The organism is Parageobacillus sp. VR-IP (assembly GCF_013357975.1).
GTDB classification, from domain to species: domain Bacteria; phylum Bacillota; class Bacilli; order Bacillales; family Anoxybacillaceae; genus Saccharococcus; species Saccharococcus caldoxylosilyticus.
On record NZ_JABVYQ010000004.1, the window covers coordinates 107,676 to 125,706 of the forward strand.

Here is an 18,031-nt window from a genome sequence, read left to right on the forward strand (position 1 = left end):
ACCATTTTTAAAATAGTTTAATAGGTACGTAAAGATGCTTTCATACTGTCTATTACGATTTAATCCATTGAAGGAGTTGGAAAAGACATGCCGGTTTTTCAGGATGCGGAACATTTTTATCGGGTAGTGGGCGAGTTTATGAAGATCCCTTCCCGTCCAAGAACGATTCAGGAATTGAGGCAATGGTGGGGACATAGCCCAGCATATTACGAAAATAGTGATGAGGTCGATCAAGTGAATCAAATCGGCGAAAAAATTCGAAGATCTAGGATAGCCATTGAATTTGAAATTACTCAACCGAATGCTCTTATTTGTATTGATGCCAGACAGCCGAAAAAGGGGGGAAATTATACGGTTTACCTTGGTGAATCGATCAAATCACTGGATGTATCCGTCAAAACAACGGGAGATATAGCGCATCAATTTTGGGGAGGAAATGTAAATGTCCCCCTAGCGTTAATGACGGGAAAAATAAAGGTGAATGGGTCGAAAAAGAAAGCGTTACAAATGCTGCACAGTATTATGCCCGCTTTTGCTTTATATCCCCGCTACTTGGAACTTATCGGCGAACAACGGTTGCTTTCTCTCTTGTTTTCATCGCGGAAGAGATAACATGGCCACAAAGGAAAATACGTATAAATATCGGGGGGAACGGGAGTTTGCGAAAAAAAACTCCGACTTTTTTCGGAATACTAGTATTATTCTAAATGCTTTACACTATAACCAACATGAAAATAATTTAAATAATTTAGGAGGGAATCCAATGACAACCGTTAAAGAAATTTTTCAAATGATCGATTCGCAGCTCAAGGAGGATCCTTCTCGAGCTGATGGGATTGTCGCCGTCTATCAGTTCAACTTAAGCGGGGAAGAAGCTGGCGTTTACCAAGTGATTCTTCGCCCTGATGCAGGTTCTGTTGTCGAAGGCGAACGGGAAGCGTCCGATTGTACGCTCACCATCGATTCGAACGATTTTAAAAAATTGGTGGAAGGAGAATTAAACGGGACAGAAGCCTTTATGAGCGGAAAGCTCAGAATCGACGGAGACATGGGCCTTGCTTTACGGCTTCAAGAAGTGTTGTCAGCCTACAACCACGCCAAACAGTAAATGGTGAAAGGGCAGAACCAGAAGCCGGGAAGAAGCTGGTGGCTTGAGCTTCAAAGCATATCAAATGTCCGGCATCTGGTTTCTTATACATGAATCTCATTGAGGAGAGACGTGGAATGAATTTAAGAAACATTTGGTCTGATAATATCGAAAAATTCGGCATGTATCCCGTTCTCATTTTTGAGGGTGAAGAATATACGAATACGTACTGCGATGAGCTTTCCTCCCAGTTAGCGCATACGTTGATCGAGTTGGGGGTGGAACGCGGGGACCGCGTGGTTGTCACGATGCCGAACTGTCCTGAAGTCGTCATCGCGTTTAGCGGGATTATTAAGGCAGGCGCCGTAGTCGTTCCCGTGATGCCTCTTTTGCAAGCGCAGGAAATTCATTATATTTTGCAAGATTGCCAGCCAAAAATTGTTTTGACCACCGATCTGCTTTTGGCGAAGGTGAAGGAGGCGGTTTATAATTTATCGGCACCACCAAAAATCTTCACATTGGATCGGCACGATTCCCCCTACTCTTTATGGAAGGAAATAGAAAATGCCCCGACGGCTGCGCCAAATGTACCTATCTATGAAGAAGATGAGGCGGCCTTGCTGTATACAGCAGGGACAACAGGGAATCCAAAAGGGGTGGTGTTGACGCATAAAAACTTGTATTCCAATGCGGAAGCGGCATCGAAAACAGCGCAAATTTTACAATTGAGAGAAGAACGTGTGGCGCTTGGGGTGTTGCCGTTTTCCCACGCTTTCGGTTTTACGATGATGAATGTCGCGCTTTTATTAGGTGATAAAATTGTACTTTTGCCTTATTTTGATCCCGTGAAAGTGCTAGAAGCCATTGAAAAATATAAAGTGACGCATTCAGCGATGGTGCCGGCGATGTTTCACGCCTTGTATCATCATCCTGATGCCGACAAGTATGATACGTCGAGCTTTATTGTCTGTGTTTCAGGTTCGGCGTCTCTTCCGAAACAGCTGGCGCACGATTTCCAGCGAAAATTTGGCTGTATCATCTTAGAAGGATACGGGCTGTCCGAGGCAGCTCCGATCGTTACAGCCACTGACCCATCGAAACCGATAAAGCCCGGTTCCGTCGGATTGCCGTTGCCGGGAATTGAAGTCGCCGTCGTCGATGAAAACGGCTATCGCCTTCCGCCCAATGAAGTTGGGGAATTGATTGTTTCCGGCCCGAATGTTTTTAAAGGTTACTACGGCAAGGAAGAAGAAAGCCGGGAAATTCTTCGGGATGGGTGGCTTTACACCGGCGATATGGCCCGGATCGACGAGGAAGGCTATGTATTTATCGTTGACCGGAAAAAGGATGTGATTATTCGCGGCGGATTTAATATTTATCCGCGCGATCTCGAGGAATTGCTCATGGTTCATCCTGACGTCGTCGAAGCCGGCGTTGTCGGCGTACCGTCTCCTAGAATGGGCGAAGAAGTGGCCGCTTATGTCGTGCTCCGCCAGGGTGCACAAACGACAAAAGAAGAATTAATAGAGTTTTGCCAAAAGAAAGTCGCGAAACATAAAAGTCCGCGATTCATCAAAATCGTCGGATACTTACCGAAAAATTTAATCGGAAAAATCGATAAAAAGAAACTTCGCGAATGGGCAAAGGAATTTGAGACAGCTACGCAAACATAAAAAGGCATTTTTGGCCTGATAATTTCTGAATATTAACAATATTATTCGGGAACGTCGGAAGTTAAGGAGGAGAATGATTTGATCTCGTTTCATCCTACCGATGAAGAACAAGCGTTTTATGATTTAGCAAGAAACTTCGCTGTTGAACATATTCGTCCAGCGGCAAGGGAGTGTGAAGCGAACCGTTCTGTAAGCGCTTCTATTATAAAAATGGTTGGGGAATTAGGATTTTTGACCCTTGAACTTCCGGAAAGCTGGGGAGGACTTGAACTGCCGTTAATTTCTCAAGTGCAAATTTTACAGGCATTGAGTTACGGGGATTTAGGGATTGTTCAAGGACTGTCGGGACCAGGAGATGCGGCGTCATTTATCCGCCTTCAACCGGATCATCCGTTGCTTCAATCGTACAAATCATCCGGTCGGAACGGTTGTTGGCCGAGTGTGGCTTTCATTGATGCAACGGATAGGGACGCCCCTTGGGCGTCGGAACTCGACATTCGTGCAAATGGCAGCGAATACATTGTCAAAGGGACATCGCAGCCGGTTCGTTTGGCCACATCCGCTGAATACGTCCTTATTGCTGCTGTCGATTCGAAAGGTGAATGCGTTGTTTTATGGTTGGAAAATAAACATTGGGAAGTGTTAAAAGGAGACTTTCGTTTAGGATTACTCGCAGCTGGACTTGGCCGGTTGCACTTTCCTGATGTCCATGTTGGTGCGGAACAAGTCATTGCTCGCGGAAAGGAAGCAAGTGAACTGATTGCAAACGTTCAACAGCGCCTTCGTGTACTCGAAGCCGCCAAAGAAGTTGGATTAATGGAAGCGGCATTAAATTACGCCATCGAATATACCGCAGGACGCCAAGCGTTTGGCCAGGAAATTGCCAAATTTCAAGGGGTTTCCTTCACGATTGCCGAAATGGCTTTTGAATTTAAGGCGGCGAAGCACCTCGTCTGGCAGGCGGCGATCAAAGTGGATGAACAAGCAAGCGACGCGGAAGGCCATGCCTTGCGAGCATTATCTCGTGCTCATCGTTCTCTTCGGCATGTGACCGATTGTGCCGTACAAATGCTCGGCGGGCATGGGTATGTGCAAGAGTATCCGGTGGAAAAGTGGATGAGGGACGCACAAGCGCAGGTGGCTTTATATGGTAGGGAAAGAGATTTGTTGGTCCGCCGCGGTGAACAAATCATGAACAGACAGAAAGAGAGGGTCGCCCAATGATTTCATTCGAACTGTCGCCACAGCAAAAGCAAATCAAAGAATTGGTCCACTGGTTCGCCAAACATGAAATTCGCCCGATCGCCATGGAAGCGGATCGGTTAGGGAAGGTGCCCGATGAGTGGTTGAATAAAGTGAACAAAATGGGGATCCATCTCAACACTTCTTCCTTTAGCGGCGGGGGAAGAACGGCGAAAACGGGAGAAAAAAACGGAAAGAAATCGGAGAAGGAAGCAAATCGGATGGCGGTCATCGCCACTGAGGAGTTGGCGTGGGGATGTCCGGCGATTACGTTATCTCTTCCGGGAGCAGGCCTTGGCGGTCCCCCGGTCCAAAGCAGCGGTACACCCGAACAAAAGGAGCGGTTTCTGTCCATATTTACGAAAGACGAGCCGCGTTGGGGAGCTTACGCACTGACGGAACCCGAAGCCGGTTCCGACGTATCGGGGATCCGTACTACCGCCCGAAAGGTGGATGGGGGGTACGTGTTGAACGGTCAAAAAATTTTTATTACAAACGGTGCCCGTGCCTCTTGGGTCGTGGTGTTTGCGACGATCGACCCCAACATGGGACGTGCTGGACATCGAGCCTTTGTGGTCGAAAAAGGCACACCTGGATTCAGCTGCACCCGTCTTGTTCATAAAATGGGCTTGCGCGCGAATGAGACGGCGGAATTGTTGTTTGAAAATTGTTTTGTCCCTCAGGAAAACTTGCTCGGTGGCGAAGAATTGTACAACACAAGCGGCAATAAGCCGTCCGGGTTCCAAGTGGCCATGAAAACATTTGACAGCACGCGTCCAATCGTGGCCGCGATGGCGATTGGCATTGCCCGCGCCGCGTATGAATATACCGTTGATTTAGTCAGAAAAGAATATCCGAAGCAAGGACGGCTCTATTACGAAGCGGCGGAACTGTTGGCCGAAGCGGAGCAAGATATTGATGCGGCGCGCCTTCTCACTTGGGAGGCGGCTTGGAAAGCGGATATCGGCCAGCCGAACGCCATGGAAGCAGCGATATGCAAGGCGGTAGCTGGCAAAATGGCGCTCGATGTTTGTTCGAAATGTCTGGAATTACTCGGCCCGATCGGTCTCGACGGGCATCTCGTGGAAAAATTGTACCGGGACGTCAAAGTATTCGATATTTTCGAAGGGACGCAGCAAATCCAACGTTTAGTGACAGCACGCCGTCTTTATGCTCCTTATGGAGTGCACGTTTAAACGTAGAGGAAGGCAAACCAATTCATTGAAGCAGGATGGCCGGGCTTTTGCTGTTCGAACCTGTTATTTTGAAAAGGAGGAAAAAAGTTGTCTTACGAAACGATTCACATTGATCGAAGAGAGAAAGGAGTCGCCTGGGTTGTCATCGACAATCCTCCGGCTAATGCCGTCAGCGAACAATTGATGCGCGATTTGGAACGTGCAGCAGATGAGCTTGAGGCGGACCCTTCTGTACGTGTGGTTGTCATTACATCTGCCCACGAAAAGACATTTGTGGCTGGGGCGGACTTAAAAGCGATGATCCAAAGCGGTAGCCGATACGCTGGGAATGAAGCTGGCATTGCCGAGCAAAGTGCACGTATGCAACGATGTTTCGACCGTTTGGCTACCTTGCCGAAACCGGTTATTGCTGCGATCAACGGCCATGCGTTAGGCGGAGGCTGCGAACTGGCATTAGCTTGCGATTTCCGCATCATGTCAAAAGGGAAAATTGGCCTGACAGAAGTGTCGCTCGGTTTGATTCCGGGAGCGGGTGGTACACAGCGAATGACGCGATTGTTAGGACGCGCGAAAGCCACCGAACTCATTTTTACGGCGAAAAGGTTGGATCCTGAAGAAGCGTTGCAAATCGGATTAATTAACAAGGTGACAACTCCAGAGAAGCTCGTGGAAGAAACGACGGCGTTTGCGGAGCAGCTCGCTGAAGGAGCAGTCAAAGCCATGGGGTTCGCCAAACGGGCCATTCATGCGGCAGAAGGGCTGTCTGAGGACGGGTTTAGCGTGGAAGCGCGTGCCTTTGCCGAAACATTCAAGACGGGAGAACCCGCTATTGGGCTGGCGGCGTTTTTCCAAAAGAAAAAACCTCAATTTCTCCGCTAATCATTGAAAAGGGGTGGGATGAAGATGTCTTCTTGGGCTGAGTTATTGAAAGGAAAAGTCGCGGTAGTGACGGGAGCCTCCCGCGGGATCGGCCGTGCGGACGCCTTAGCGCTAGCCGAAGCGGGAGCCGATGTCGTCATTACCGACATACTTATTGAATCGGATGAGGAAAGCCGAGCCATGGCACAAAAATACGGGCCGTTGTCGCAAGTGATGCACAGCACGAAAGTCGTGTATGCCGAGAAAACTGCAAAAGAAATTCAAGCCATGGGCCGCCGTTCCTTAGCGATCAAGATGGATGTGACGGACCGCGAACAAGTGAAAGAAGTATTTGCGAGAGTGAAAGAAGAGTTCGGATCGATTGATATTCTTGTTAACAATGCCGGGACACTCGACCATATTTCCCAAATTGAAAAGCAAAACGATGATTTATGGGAACGCGATTTAAAGGTGAATTTAACCGGGGCGTATAACTGTACGAAAGCGGTGTGGCCGTACATGAAAGAACAGGGGTGGGGCCGGATTATCAATATGTCTTCGGTCGCCGGAACGCTTGGCGGATTCGGCCAAGCCAGCTATTCCGCGACAAAAGGTGCGTTGCTCAGCTTTACGAAAAGTATGGCGTTGGAAGGAGCGCGCTACGGGATTACGGTCAATGCCATTGTCCCCGGGATCATTAATACAGAAGCGTTCCGCATGGGCAATCCAAAAATGAACGAACGAATGATTCAACGGACGGCGTTTAAGCGTCCCGGAGAACCGGAGGATATTGCCAATGCCATCACCTTCCTCTGTTCCGACAAAGCGAAATATATCACGGGGATTGGATTGAATGTGTCTGGGGGCATCGAGCTGTTTACATTTTAACAGGAGAAAGGAGGAGGATATGATGCCAGAAGTCGTGATTGTCGACGCTGTACGTACGGCCATCGGCCGCCGCAAAGGTTCCTTATCGAACATGCATCCGGTTGATTTGCTTGTTCCAGTTCTTCAGGCACTCGTACAACGAAACGGAATTGAAGCGGGTTCCGTGGAAGATGTAGTCGTCGGATGTGTCACGATGACGGGGGAGCAAGGCGGAAACATTGGACGGCAAGCCGTACTTGCGGCTGGATTTCCAGTGGAAGTGCCGTCTTTTTCGCTAAATCGCATGTGCGGCTCGAGCCAGCAAGCTATTCATACAGCGGCACAAGCCATTCTCGCTGGCGATATCGATATTGCAATCGCTTGCGGTGTGGAAAGCATGACAAGAGTACCGATGGGAAGTGATATGGGAAGATTTAGCAAAAACTTAACGAGTAAGTACAACATTGTCCCACAAGGGATATCCGCTGAAATGATCGCGAAAAAATGGAACCTCTCCCGCGAGGAATTGGATGAATTTTCGCTTCAAAGCCATCAAAAAGCGGCAGAGGCGACCGATAAAGGGTGGTTTCAACGGGAAATTATCCCGATCGAGGTGAAAGGGGAAGACGGACTGTTCATTTTTGATAAAGATGAAGGAATTCGCAGAGATACGTCAATGGAGAAATTAGCCGGACTGACGCCGTCGTTCCAGCCGAACAGCGGTGTGGTGACAGCAGGAAATTCCAGCCAAGTAAGCGACGGGGCAGCGGGGCTGCTGCTCATGTCAGAAGAAAAAGCAAAAGCGCTCGGTCTTAAGCCGCGGGCGCGCATCGTCGCCCGGGCGGTGGTCGGCGAAGATCCAGTGATGATGTTAACGGGGATTATTCCCGCTACACGGAAAGTATTACATAAAGCGGGGCTCACTTTGGAGCAAATGGACGTCATCGAAGTGAACGAAGCGTTCGCTTCTGTCGTCAAAGCGTGGGAACGTGAACTTGAGCCAGACATGAGAAAGGTCAATCCGCGGGGCGGAGCTATTGCGCTTGGGCATCCGCTCGGCGCGAGTGGGGCGCGCATTCAGACGACATTACTTCATCAATTGGAAGATATGGACGGGAAATACGGGCTGCAAGTAATGTGCATCGGTTTTGGCATGGCGACGGCAACGATCATTGAGAGATTGTAACGGTCGAGAGCGCATGAATAGACAGGAAGGGAGGGATGCGGTTTGAACGCTTCCGTCGAAAAGACAGGTCCAGAGTGTCTCTCGGCCTTATCGGCAGTCGGCGAAGCCATTGAGAAGGAAATTGCGGAGATTACCATAGGAAAGCGGAGTCGGAAAATTATTTCCGTCTTTGCCAAAAACGGCTTAGGTATGCTCATCAAAGATGTAATGGCCAAAAAATTGGCTGGGAAACGAAAACTCAGCCAACACGAAAACGAATACTTGCGGAAAATCGGGAAACGATTGAGGTTGGCTTTTGAAGAGTTAGGACCAACGTTTATCAAGCTCGGCCAAGTGTTAGTGACCCGCCAAGATTTATTGCCCGAACCGATTACCCTTGAATTGGAGAAATTATTAGATAAAGTGCCGCCAATCGAGTTTTCCAAGATTCAATATATCATCGAGAAGGAACTTCCCGACGGGGCGAACACGTTTGAATGGATTGATGAAGAGCCTCTCGGTTCGGCTTCGCTCGCCCAAGTGTATAAGGCCAAATTGAAAGGCGGGCCAACGGTAGCGTTGAAAGTTGTGCGCCCTACTGTAGAGAAACTGTTTCAAACCGACATTATTGTCATTAAGAAGATGGCGTCGTGGCTGCAAAAACGTTTACCGCCCGAACTGCAAGCGGCGCTCGATTTCAGAGAATTGGTTCAAGACTATTACAGCAGTGCGATGGATGAGTTGGACATGATGGAAGAAGCCCGAAAAATGAGGGAGATGAAGAAAAAATACGGAAAAAAATCAGAATATGTTGACGTTCCTGAAGTGTACGAGGCGACGAAAAACGTTCTAATCATGGAATACATTGATGGATGGCTTATTAAAGATTTCCCGGTTGACTTTTTCACCTTTGAAGAACGGGTAAAAATTATGATCGATCTCGTCCATCATTACGTTCAAACGATGCTAGACGGCCATTACCATGCCGATGCCCACGGATCGAACATCATGATCAATAAACATACGAAAAAAGCGGTCATCATTGACTGGGGAATGACCGGACGCATAGACAGCATTATGACGCAAATTTTGATGCGGGTGATTATGCATATCCAGTTAAACCAAGCCGAAGATGCCGCTGAAGTGTTTATGGAGCTCGTGACCCCGACGATTTATACCGATGTTGTCAAAGTAAAAGACGAATTAAGGACACTTGTTTTGAATTACGTCTCCGCCCATCAAGGAAGCTCTCGTTATAATTATGGCCGTCTCGTACTCGAAGCGATATCCATCGGAATCAAAAACTATTGCAAAATTCCGAACGGTTTGGCGCTATGGGCAAAAGGGTTTTCCGCGACAGAAGGAACAGCGCGTTGGATTTGCCCGGAAATCTCTTACGGCCAAGTTGTCGAGGCTTATGAAATCCCTATTTTGAAAAGTATACTTAGCAAGCGATTTAATTTTCGAGCCAACGCCAGTTTGTTAGCTGAGTCGTCTGAAATGGTGGCGACATTCCCACGCCGCTTCAATAAAGTGATGGAAATTTTGGCGGATAATAAATTGCGGCTCAATATGCAAATCCAACCTGATCCGGTGATCCGCAATATATTAAACCAAATAGCGAATCGGTTGGCATTGGCGCTTGTCACGTTTGCCATTATTGTTGCAAGCGGTTTCATTATCTCGAGCATTCCGAACGGGACATTTCTATGGATGAGTAAGGAAACGATTGCCAACGTCGGATTGACCGTCTCAATCATTCTCGTTATCTTCCTGATTTGGCGCTTGTTCCGTACAAGAAAACATCGATCGTTGTTTTAACGTCCATCTTTTCATAGAAGGAGGTGGAGCGACATTGAAAGAAGAACGGAAAATGGCCACGATGTCGCAACGAATTTCGGCGTTTTATCGGCAAAGCGGCGGCCCTGGAAATCCGCAAATTCAACGGATTTTAGAAGAGCATTTGTTATACGGCAGAGATCACGGCATTCCGGGAAAGAAAGAAGACATTAACGATGTGTTGAGAGAAGTATTTTTGAATGATCATTCGACACGGCCGCTTGTTATCGGGCTTTTAAGAATGAGAGCGGCTTTGAAAGAACAGTGGGAAGCGTATTTGAACGCCTTGCGCCATGAGGACAGACGAAAAGTGGAGGAATTAGAAAAACTGTAAAACAACCGTGATGACAACGAGAAAGCAATCGATTGTTTTTCATGACGGAAAAAAGGGGGGAAAGGATTGAAAGCAGCTGTCCTACACCATTATGGTGAACAACTGCGAATTGAACATGTCGAACTTGAACCGCCCCGCAAGGGCGAAGTTCGGGTGAAAATGAAAGCGGCCGGCATTTGCCATAGCGATTTGCATGTTGTTAATGCCCATTTGCCATTGCCGGTGCCGATCGTTCTCGGCCATGAAGGGGCCGGAGTGGTCGATGCTGTTGGTGAAGGAGTTATGAGTGTGAAAGCTGGCGATCACGTTGTGCTAAACTGGGTGCCATCGTGCGGGACGTGCTACTATTGTCAAATCGGGCGGCCCGACATGTGTGATAAAGCAGCTAAATTAACAGCAATGGGAACGATGCCTGATGGAACGACGCGTTTTTCGCTTGGTGGGAAGCCGGTCTACCAATTCCTTTCCATAGGAACGTTCAGTGAGTATACGGTCGTTCCTGAACGAGCAGCGATCCCGATTCGAGCCGACGTTCCGTTTGAATTGGCGGCGCTTGTCGGCTGTAGCGTCATGACTGGTGTCGGCGCGGTCATCAAGACAGCGAAAGTGGAGCCGGGAAGCACGGTGGCGGTGATCGGTGCCGGCGGCGTTGGATTTAATGTCATTCAAGGAGCCGCCTTGTCCGGGGCTAAGCAAATTATTGCCATTGACATTGTGCCGGAAAAGTTAGCCATGACGAAAACGTTTGGGGCGACGCATACGATCAATGCCGGTGAAGAAGATGTTGTCAGCGCCGTACTAGATTTAACGGATGGCCATGGTGTGGATTATGCGTTTGAAGCCATCGGTCGGCCAGAGACGATGGCTGAAGCGTATAACATCACGAGAAAAACCGGAACAACGGTGATCGTCGGCATTGCCGCGCCAAACGAAAACGTTGCCGTCAATGCGTTTTCCTTGCCTTCTCAATCGAAAACATTGACCGGATCTTGGCTTGGGCAAGGGAATCCTCCGGTCGATTATCCAAAACTACTCGATTTATATGCGGCCGGAAAATTACAACTGGAACCTTTAGTGAGCGAAATTTATTCATTGGATCAAATTAATGAAGGATTTGAAGCGTTGAAGACGGGAAAAAACATCCGCGGCGTCATTCGGTTTGCTGAATGATCGGTTATGAAATGGGGGTTGAACATATGCCGTTATTTAAAGATGAACAAGAATTGTATGCCATACTCGGGGGATTTTTTGAAGAGGTTGCTGAAAGGGAAGAATCAAAGGAAATGATTTCCTCTACCGAAATATCCGAAGGGTACGATGCCTTTGTCCAATACGTGTTTCACAAACCGGAAGGCAAGATTACATGGGCGGAAGAGAACGGCCGATTGAAAGTGATTTGCGGGGATCATGATTTACGTCCGGAGCTTGTTTTTGAACAAACCGCCGATGTCGGCCATAAATTTTGGCTAGGAAAATTAGATTTGCAGCAGGCTCTAGCTCGCCAACAAATTAAAGTGCAAGGCCCGCTAACCAACGCCTTGAGAGTGTTGCCGCAATTGGATGCGATTTATCCGGCATACCGCGAGTATTTAAAGAAATTAGGCCGGGAAGATTTGTTGGCCTAAAACGAAATGTGGGTAGGTCCTCTGCACAAATTTGACCTCATAGGAAGCGGAAAAATGCGTTGCTCGTTCATACGAAATTAATCATTGGGGTGGAACATTGCAATGATTTCGATGGAAACGACAGAAGCCGGGTTGTTTTTGAATGGAGAATGGAGGCCGGCCGCGACTGATGAAACGTTTGATGTCATCGATCCGGCGACAGGAAAAGTCACGGCGCGTGTCGCCAATGCGGGGGAGAGAGATGTCGATGAGGCGGTGAAAAGCGCTGAAGCGGCGTTTCATGACAGAAGGTGGCTGTCCATGCCTCCGCTTGAACGGGGAAGAATTTTACGGAACGTGGCTGACTTAATCCGTAAGCACCACATGGAGTTGGCGCACATAATGACACGCGAAAACGGAATGCCGCTAAATATGGCGTTGTTCGTGGAAATTCCGATGGCCGCCGATTGTTTCGACTTTTTTGCTTCACTTGTCATTCAGCCCCAAGGAGACGTGCTGCCGTTTTCGTTAAACGGGGCACCGCCGAATTATATGGCATGGACGACGAAAGAACCGATTGGTGTTGCCGGGTTAATTACCCCATGGAATTTCCCGCTGCTTATGCCAACATGGAAGGTGGCACCAGCCCTTGCGGCAGGGTGTACAATGATTTTGAAGCCGGCGCCGGAAACCCCGTTAACGGCATTAAAACTGGCCGAGTTGTGTCAGAAAGCGGGTGTTCCCGAAGGGGTGCTGAACGTCCTCCCGGGGAAGGATGAGGCGGGAAAGGCGATCGTCAAACATCCGAGGATTCCGAAAATTGCCTTTACCGGAGAAACAGCAACCGGCCGGCATATTTTACAAGCGGCCGCTCCGTATATTAAGCGCGTATCTTTAGAACTTGGCGGCAAGTCACCGAACATTATATTCGAAGATGCCGATATCGAAGATGCAGCGAAAAGTGCGCTGTTTGGAGTTTTTTATAATTCCGGGCAAGTGTGTCAGGCGGGAAGCCGCATTTTGGTTCATCATTCGGTCTATGATTCATTCGTTGAAAAGTTGGTAGAAAAGGCGAAAAAGTTAAAAGTCGGGCCTGGCACTGACATGCGAAACGACCTTGGTCCCGTCATCAGCAAAACTCAACATGAGAAAATCTTACAATATATTGAGATCGGCCAAGAAGAAGGGGCGACGTTATTAACAGGAGGCGGTGTGCCCGAAGGACTCACTGATGGTTATTTTATCGAACCGACGGTCTTTGCCGACGTTACTCCGACTATGCGGATTGCCTGTGAAGAAATTTTCGGCCCCGTTGTGAGCGTCATTCCGTTTAAAGACGATGATGAAGCCGTACAAATTGCCAATGAAACGATTTACGGCTTAGCGGCGGCGGTTTGGACACGGGATATTAAAAGGGGGCTCAACATGGCGCGGCGGATCAAAAGTGGAACATTATGGATTAATACTTATCAAGTGCTTTCTCCGACCTTGCCATTTGGCGGCTATAAACAGAGCGGCATTGGTCGCGAGTTAGGCGTTCAGGCACTCGATAGTTACTTGGAAACGAAATCGGTCATTTGCGACTTGAACGATCGACCGATGACGTTTTTCTAAACATATACAAGGTTAAGGTTTAAATGGGAAGTTTACACTGGACAGACAAACGATTGGAATGTACTTTATCGTTTCTATATCAAAATGATAGGAGGGGGAAAAATGTTTTACCACGAAAGTTTTCAAACAGTGAAAGGAACGATCCAATGGGATCATCCAATGTATAAATTGTATGAAAAGGCGAAAAAACAAGGAAAGTGGAATCCGGCTGATATTGACTTCAGCCAAGACCAAGAAGATTTTCAACGTTTAAGTGATGGAGAAAAAATCGCTTCATTGCCGCTTGTCGCCGGTTTTTCAGCTGGCGAAGAAGCGGTGACGCTAGATATTTTGCCGATGATTAACGCGATGGCACGCCAAGGCCGTTTAGAAGACACGATGTTTTTGACTACCTTTTTGCATGACGAGGCGAAACATGCGGAAATGTTTTCCCGCTGGCAGCAAGCGGTCGGCGTCGGTGATGTGGACCTTTCAGTTTTCCATAATGACAGTTACAAACGGATTTTTTACGAAGCGCTGCCGGAGTCGATGAACCGCTTGAATACAGATGATTCTCCAGAAGCGGTCATTCGGGCGGCCACCGTGTATAACATGATTGTCGAAGGGACCCTTGCGGAATCAGGGTACTATGCGTTTCGGCAAATTTTTAAAAAAGCGGGGTTGTTTCCAGGGATTTTGCAAGGGATTGATTACTTGAATATGGACGAAGGGCGTCATATCCAATTTGGCATTTACACGATTCAGCGGCTTGTTGCCGGCAATGATGCCCATTATAAGGTGTTCATTGATTATATGGATGAACTGTGGGAGCATGCTTTCGGCTATGTCGAATATTTAGTGTCGTTAGGAGAACAACAAAAAAAGATGTTAGCGTCGAAACGGATGCTAGAAGTAGACTACGACATGTTAAAGAACTATGCGGTGAAACAGTTCCATATCCGGAAAAAACAAATCGACTGGGCGAAGAAATATGACAGTATTGATGAGCTTGAAAAAGCGCTGACAGAGGTAGAGAGCTAGAACGTTTTGGAAAACAAATAGATGATATGAAAATGTACGGAGAGAGGGCCGATGATATTGATTTTCGGACGTCTAGTATTACTTCGTTGATTCAAGATTTCGAAGAGTCATGCCAAATCAGGTGGAAGGGGGAGGTGGTGGCTTTTCCTAACCTCCCGATTCCATCATTTCCAAAGTTCGCGATTCGAAGGGACGTTTCCGTGAATGGCCCGATTTTCTAAACATTTAGTCGATTCATGCGTTGGAGATGGAAAAACGGCTTGACAATATTCTGAATAATAAATATATTCTTGAAAATAAAAGGTATTTATTTTGGGGGAAATAGGGATTTTGTAAAAAAGGGGGTTAAATTATGATGGAAAACGCATTAAATGTGAACAAGAAGCGCCTTGGGATCATTGGCGGAGCAGGAATGTTAGGGCTGATTGCGTTACTTTTGGTTCTGTTCATGTCGGGCACGGTCTTTGCCGCTTTCCCACTGTCTGGAGTAGGCGGTTTTATCATCAGTGCCGACAAAATTACAGGAACAAATTTCAAATTATATCCATCACTTGGCGAAACAGAAAATAAACCGGTATGGGCACAAGCGGCGATTGACTTAGAATCAGCCACTATTAACGGGTTGATGCTCTCGAAAAATATTAACACAGAGAGTGCCCTCGGAAGTTATAACGTCAAAAGTGTGGATGTTATCGTGACGGGCGGTGATGTTGTTGGGAAAAATTTGAAATTAAGGGTATCTGGCATTGAATCTGACAATACATTATTTAAAAACTTGCAAGTAAAAGAATATTATACAGATAATCCACTCAATGTCATTGACTTGCAAGCGCCCAATTTAACTCTTGATCATCCTAAATTAAATACGCATTTCTTATCTGCAGGGGACATTTCCATTCCCGGCATGAAACTAAAAATCGTCGCGAATATGAAGGATGGCAGCAAACTCGGGGATTTTTAATTCGAAGTGCATCATCATTCATATATCGCCTATTTCCCCCAAAATGAGTAGAGGGAAACCTCTATCACCTTAAGTTTTAATGAAAGTAGTCACGAATGGATCGAAAGGTGTTGGCTATATCGTTAGGAGGTGGGCCGGATGATCAAGTTATTTTTTGAAACTTTGAGTATGATCGTCATCGGTTTGGTTACCGGAGCTTTTGCGGGCGGGCTTGTTTTTGGGAAAGGGATGGGAGGTGCGATGATTGGCGGAGGAACGGGAGCGGCTCTTCTTGCTTTGCTGACGATATTGTTTCACTTTATGAAGTGGGATAAAGCGAAAATGAAATATGCGAGCACCAGCCTTTTGCCAGGTGCACTAATTGGCGGAAGCCAGTTGCTCGGTTTCGGTGCAAAGGGGGCGGTCATCTTTGGCTTTTGCAATGCTATCATTTATTCAACGCTCATTCATAAGATGGTCGAAAACCATGTAAATAAAGAACGATACGTATTATATCATGGTCACTATTTGATCCTTTTTTTACTCGGTTCAATTGGGGCATTTGTAGCGATTAATGTAATAGGTATTATTGATCATTTGGTAAATTTTAATAAGGCCGCAATGGAGCTGCCGTTTTATTTAACGAATCTGGCCGTTGTGGTTGTTGCTCTGTTAATTTATGCCACTGGGGTGTTAATAAAGAAACGAAAACAAGAAACGTGGCCACAAGCGGTCCAAGCGAGCAGAAATATGTCTTTTATATTAGCGGCAATCGTCGCCGTATTAATGGTAGTCTTTACATGCACTCATCTAGGAATGGTCTCGCTCGATGGTGTTGTTCGTCGCGTGGCCGGACTCGTTCTGCCTTATGGTGTAGGGGTGTTTTTACCGCTTTCTTTTGGATATTTGCTTGCGTCCAATAAACATCGCCCGGTTATGGGCGCGGTTTTTTCTCTCGTTGGCGGAAGCTTGATTTTACTCGTCGGAATTAGCGTTGCTCCGATGTTATTATTGCCTGGAAGCGGATTAATGTGGGCTGGGCTCGTCATCGGAATGGTCATGATGATGTTATCGATTTTGAGCATGGCCAAACCCGAAACTCATTTATTTACAGGCTGTTTGATCATTATTTGTTCCATTTTGTCATTTATCGGGGCGGCAGGAGGATTAGTGGTTGGCGGATTGCTTGGCTTAATTGGCGGTACATTCATTGCCGCTTGGAATGGCGTTCTTTCAAAAACAGGCTCCAATGACCATGATCTTTCGAAACGTCCAAAAGACATTCCAACTGTAAATTCAAATACGATAACCGGTTAACAATCGCTGAAATCATTTGAAGGGGACATCCGTTATGATCGTATGGAAAAAAGCAAAAATCATTAGCCTTTTGCTTGTCTTTATCATTAGTTTTTGCTTTCCGCTAGGAGGTACGAGCCGAGCAGCGGCAACGGCGGCCGGTGAGGATTCCGGCTTTATCATTCATGCCGATAAAGTCGTGGGCACTCTCGATTTAGGAGGGATCATCATTGGAGCGCCTGGAGTGATCATCGGCGAACTGCCGATTGCATTTCTACAGGCGAAAATATATGGGCTGACTTTAAGGAAATTAGTGAGAACAGACTATGGGACAATGGTATTGTCCATCCAATCTAACGATATAGCCAATGCCAAGCTAATGAATATGAAAGTAACGAAGCTGCATATTGGCGGCCTCTGTTTCGATGGAATCCCTGTCGTTGAGCAGTGCTTGAGGGATGTGACCCTTGTAGCTACAAAATTAACTACGAATCATATTCAAACTCCAAATATGTCAGTCGAGACAAGTTTTGATCCAAAAGAAGTATCTGAAGCGCAATCGATCGCACAATCATTGTTAAAGCAAGATTTGGAGAAGGAAGCGGAACATCTAATATTAGCGATTCATGAGCACGAAAGTGGAAAGGCGAGCAACGAAATCGCGGCTTTCAACGAAGTGAAGAAAGATATGGCAAAGTTTCAAGAACAAGCCGATCAAATGGATCGACTCCTCAACGATGCGGAACAACGAAGGAAGCAAATAGAGAATGAAGCGGACCGTTTGGAAAAAGAAATAAAACAAGGAAACGAACGGATTGGAAATCTAGATGTGTTGAAAGAAACGGTACAACATTTAAGTAAGCAATACAACGATTTTACCATTCAATTAAAAAGTTTCACACTCACTTTACAGAAAATAGATGAGCTGTTGCAACAGGCAAAAGAATCGCTAGAAGCCAAACAAAAAACAGTCCAAAACGTGTCCGAAACCTTAAAGAAACTCAAACTTGGCGAAAAGTCGGAGATCGGCCAAGAGGTCGCAGAGACAAAGAAGAAGCTTCATTCCATCGAAGAAAAAGTCCGCCAAGCCGATGAGCAAATTAACGAGCTGAAAAACGAGACACATATATGGAGCGATCGCATCAATCAGATGAACAAATCTATTGAAGCTTTAAAACATATTGACCAACAACACGAACAGGAGAAAAAATCGGACAATGGGAGTGAGTGAGGCGAAAGAAAAAATTGGAATGGCGAAAGGAGCTCCATTCCAATTTCCACTATTTTTTCGAGTGC

General features: G+C 46.8%; 17 protein-coding genes. All 17 read left to right on the top strand.

What is annotated here, in order from left to right; translation table 11 throughout:
- The first annotated feature begins 87 nt into the window (after positions 1-87).
- The 17 genes from HT574_RS11185 (at position 88) to HT574_RS11265 (ending at position 17,966) form a co-directional block, all read left to right on the top strand.
- The gene (locus HT574_RS11185; protein ID WP_175244670.1) at positions 88-612 is read left to right on the top strand and encodes a hypothetical protein; all 525 of its coding nucleotides are present in this window, start codon (positions 88-90) and stop codon (positions 610-612) included.
- Between the two features lie 151 nt (positions 613-763).
- The gene (locus HT574_RS11190; protein ID WP_175244671.1) at positions 764-1,108 is read left to right on the top strand and encodes an SCP2 sterol-binding domain-containing protein; all 345 of its coding nucleotides are present in this window, start codon (positions 764-766) and stop codon (positions 1,106-1,108) included.
- A gap of 116 nt (positions 1,109-1,224) precedes the next feature.
- Positions 1,225-2,760: a class I adenylate-forming enzyme family protein gene (locus HT574_RS11195; protein ID WP_175244672.1), complete on the top strand. Its 1,536-nt coding sequence runs from the start codon at positions 1,225-1,227 to the stop codon at positions 2,758-2,760.
- A 78-nt stretch (positions 2,761-2,838) separates the two neighbouring features.
- Positions 2,839-3,984, top strand: a complete 1,146-nt coding sequence (locus tag HT574_RS11200; protein WP_175244673.1) for an acyl-CoA dehydrogenase family protein — start codon at positions 2,839-2,841, stop codon at positions 3,982-3,984.
- A complete protein-coding gene (locus HT574_RS11205) occupies positions 3,981-5,198 on the top strand; it encodes an acyl-CoA dehydrogenase family protein (protein ID WP_175244674.1) in 1,218 nt (405 codons plus the stop codon). Before HT574_RS11200 ends, HT574_RS11205 begins: the two co-directional genes overlap by 4 nt.
- Before the next feature lie 87 nt (positions 5,199-5,285).
- On the top strand, positions 5,286-6,077 hold the full coding sequence (locus HT574_RS11210) for an enoyl-CoA hydratase/isomerase family protein (RefSeq protein WP_017434964.1): 792 nt from the start codon (positions 5,286-5,288) through the stop codon (positions 6,075-6,077).
- A gap of 24 nt (positions 6,078-6,101) precedes the next feature.
- Positions 6,102-6,944: an SDR family NAD(P)-dependent oxidoreductase gene (locus tag HT574_RS11215; RefSeq protein ID WP_017434965.1), complete on the top strand. Its 843-nt coding sequence runs from the start codon at positions 6,102-6,104 to the stop codon at positions 6,942-6,944.
- A gap of 22 nt (positions 6,945-6,966) precedes the next feature.
- Positions 6,967-8,109 carry a thiolase family protein gene (locus HT574_RS11220; protein WP_175244895.1) on the top strand — a complete coding sequence of 381 codons (1,143 nt, stop codon included), beginning with the start codon at positions 6,967-6,969 and terminating at the stop codon, positions 8,107-8,109.
- A 42-nt stretch (positions 8,110-8,151) separates the two neighbouring features.
- Positions 8,152-9,909: an ABC1 kinase family protein gene (locus HT574_RS11225; protein WP_175244675.1), complete on the top strand. Its 1,758-nt coding sequence runs from the start codon at positions 8,152-8,154 to the stop codon at positions 9,907-9,909.
- 34 nt (positions 9,910-9,943) lie between these two features.
- Positions 9,944-10,261 carry a hypothetical protein gene (locus HT574_RS11230; protein ID WP_175244676.1) on the top strand — a complete coding sequence of 106 codons (318 nt, stop codon included), beginning with the start codon at positions 9,944-9,946 and terminating at the stop codon, positions 10,259-10,261.
- A gap of 66 nt (positions 10,262-10,327) precedes the next feature.
- Entirely contained in the window at positions 10,328-11,431 is a 1,104-nt protein-coding gene (locus HT574_RS11235; protein WP_175244677.1) for a Zn-dependent alcohol dehydrogenase, read from the top strand.
- Between the two features lie 26 nt (positions 11,432-11,457).
- Positions 11,458-11,886 (top strand): hypothetical protein, encoded by a 429-nt coding sequence (locus HT574_RS11240; RefSeq protein WP_175244678.1) that lies wholly within the window; start codon positions 11,458-11,460, stop codon positions 11,884-11,886.
- A gap of 102 nt (positions 11,887-11,988) precedes the next feature.
- The gene (locus HT574_RS11245) at positions 11,989-13,479 is read left to right on the top strand and encodes an aldehyde dehydrogenase family protein (RefSeq protein ID WP_175244679.1); all 1,491 of its coding nucleotides are present in this window, start codon (positions 11,989-11,991) and stop codon (positions 13,477-13,479) included.
- A gap of 102 nt (positions 13,480-13,581) precedes the next feature.
- Entirely contained in the window at positions 13,582-14,499 is a 918-nt protein-coding gene (locus HT574_RS11250; RefSeq protein WP_175244680.1) for a R2-like ligand-binding oxidase, read from the top strand.
- 352 nt (positions 14,500-14,851) lie between these two features.
- Entirely contained in the window at positions 14,852-15,460 is a 609-nt protein-coding gene (locus HT574_RS11255) for a DUF6230 family protein (RefSeq protein ID WP_017434973.1), read from the top strand.
- Positions 15,461-15,598: 138 nt separating this feature from the next.
- On the top strand, positions 15,599-16,756 hold the full coding sequence (locus HT574_RS11260) for a DUF6114 domain-containing protein (protein WP_175244681.1): 1,158 nt from the start codon (positions 15,599-15,601) through the stop codon (positions 16,754-16,756).
- Between the two features lie 34 nt (positions 16,757-16,790).
- Complete coding sequence (locus HT574_RS11265; protein ID WP_175244682.1) at positions 16,791-17,966, top strand: coiled-coil domain-containing protein; 1,176 nt, start codon at positions 16,791-16,793, stop codon at positions 17,964-17,966.
- Positions 17,967-18,031: the final 65 nt, after the last annotated feature.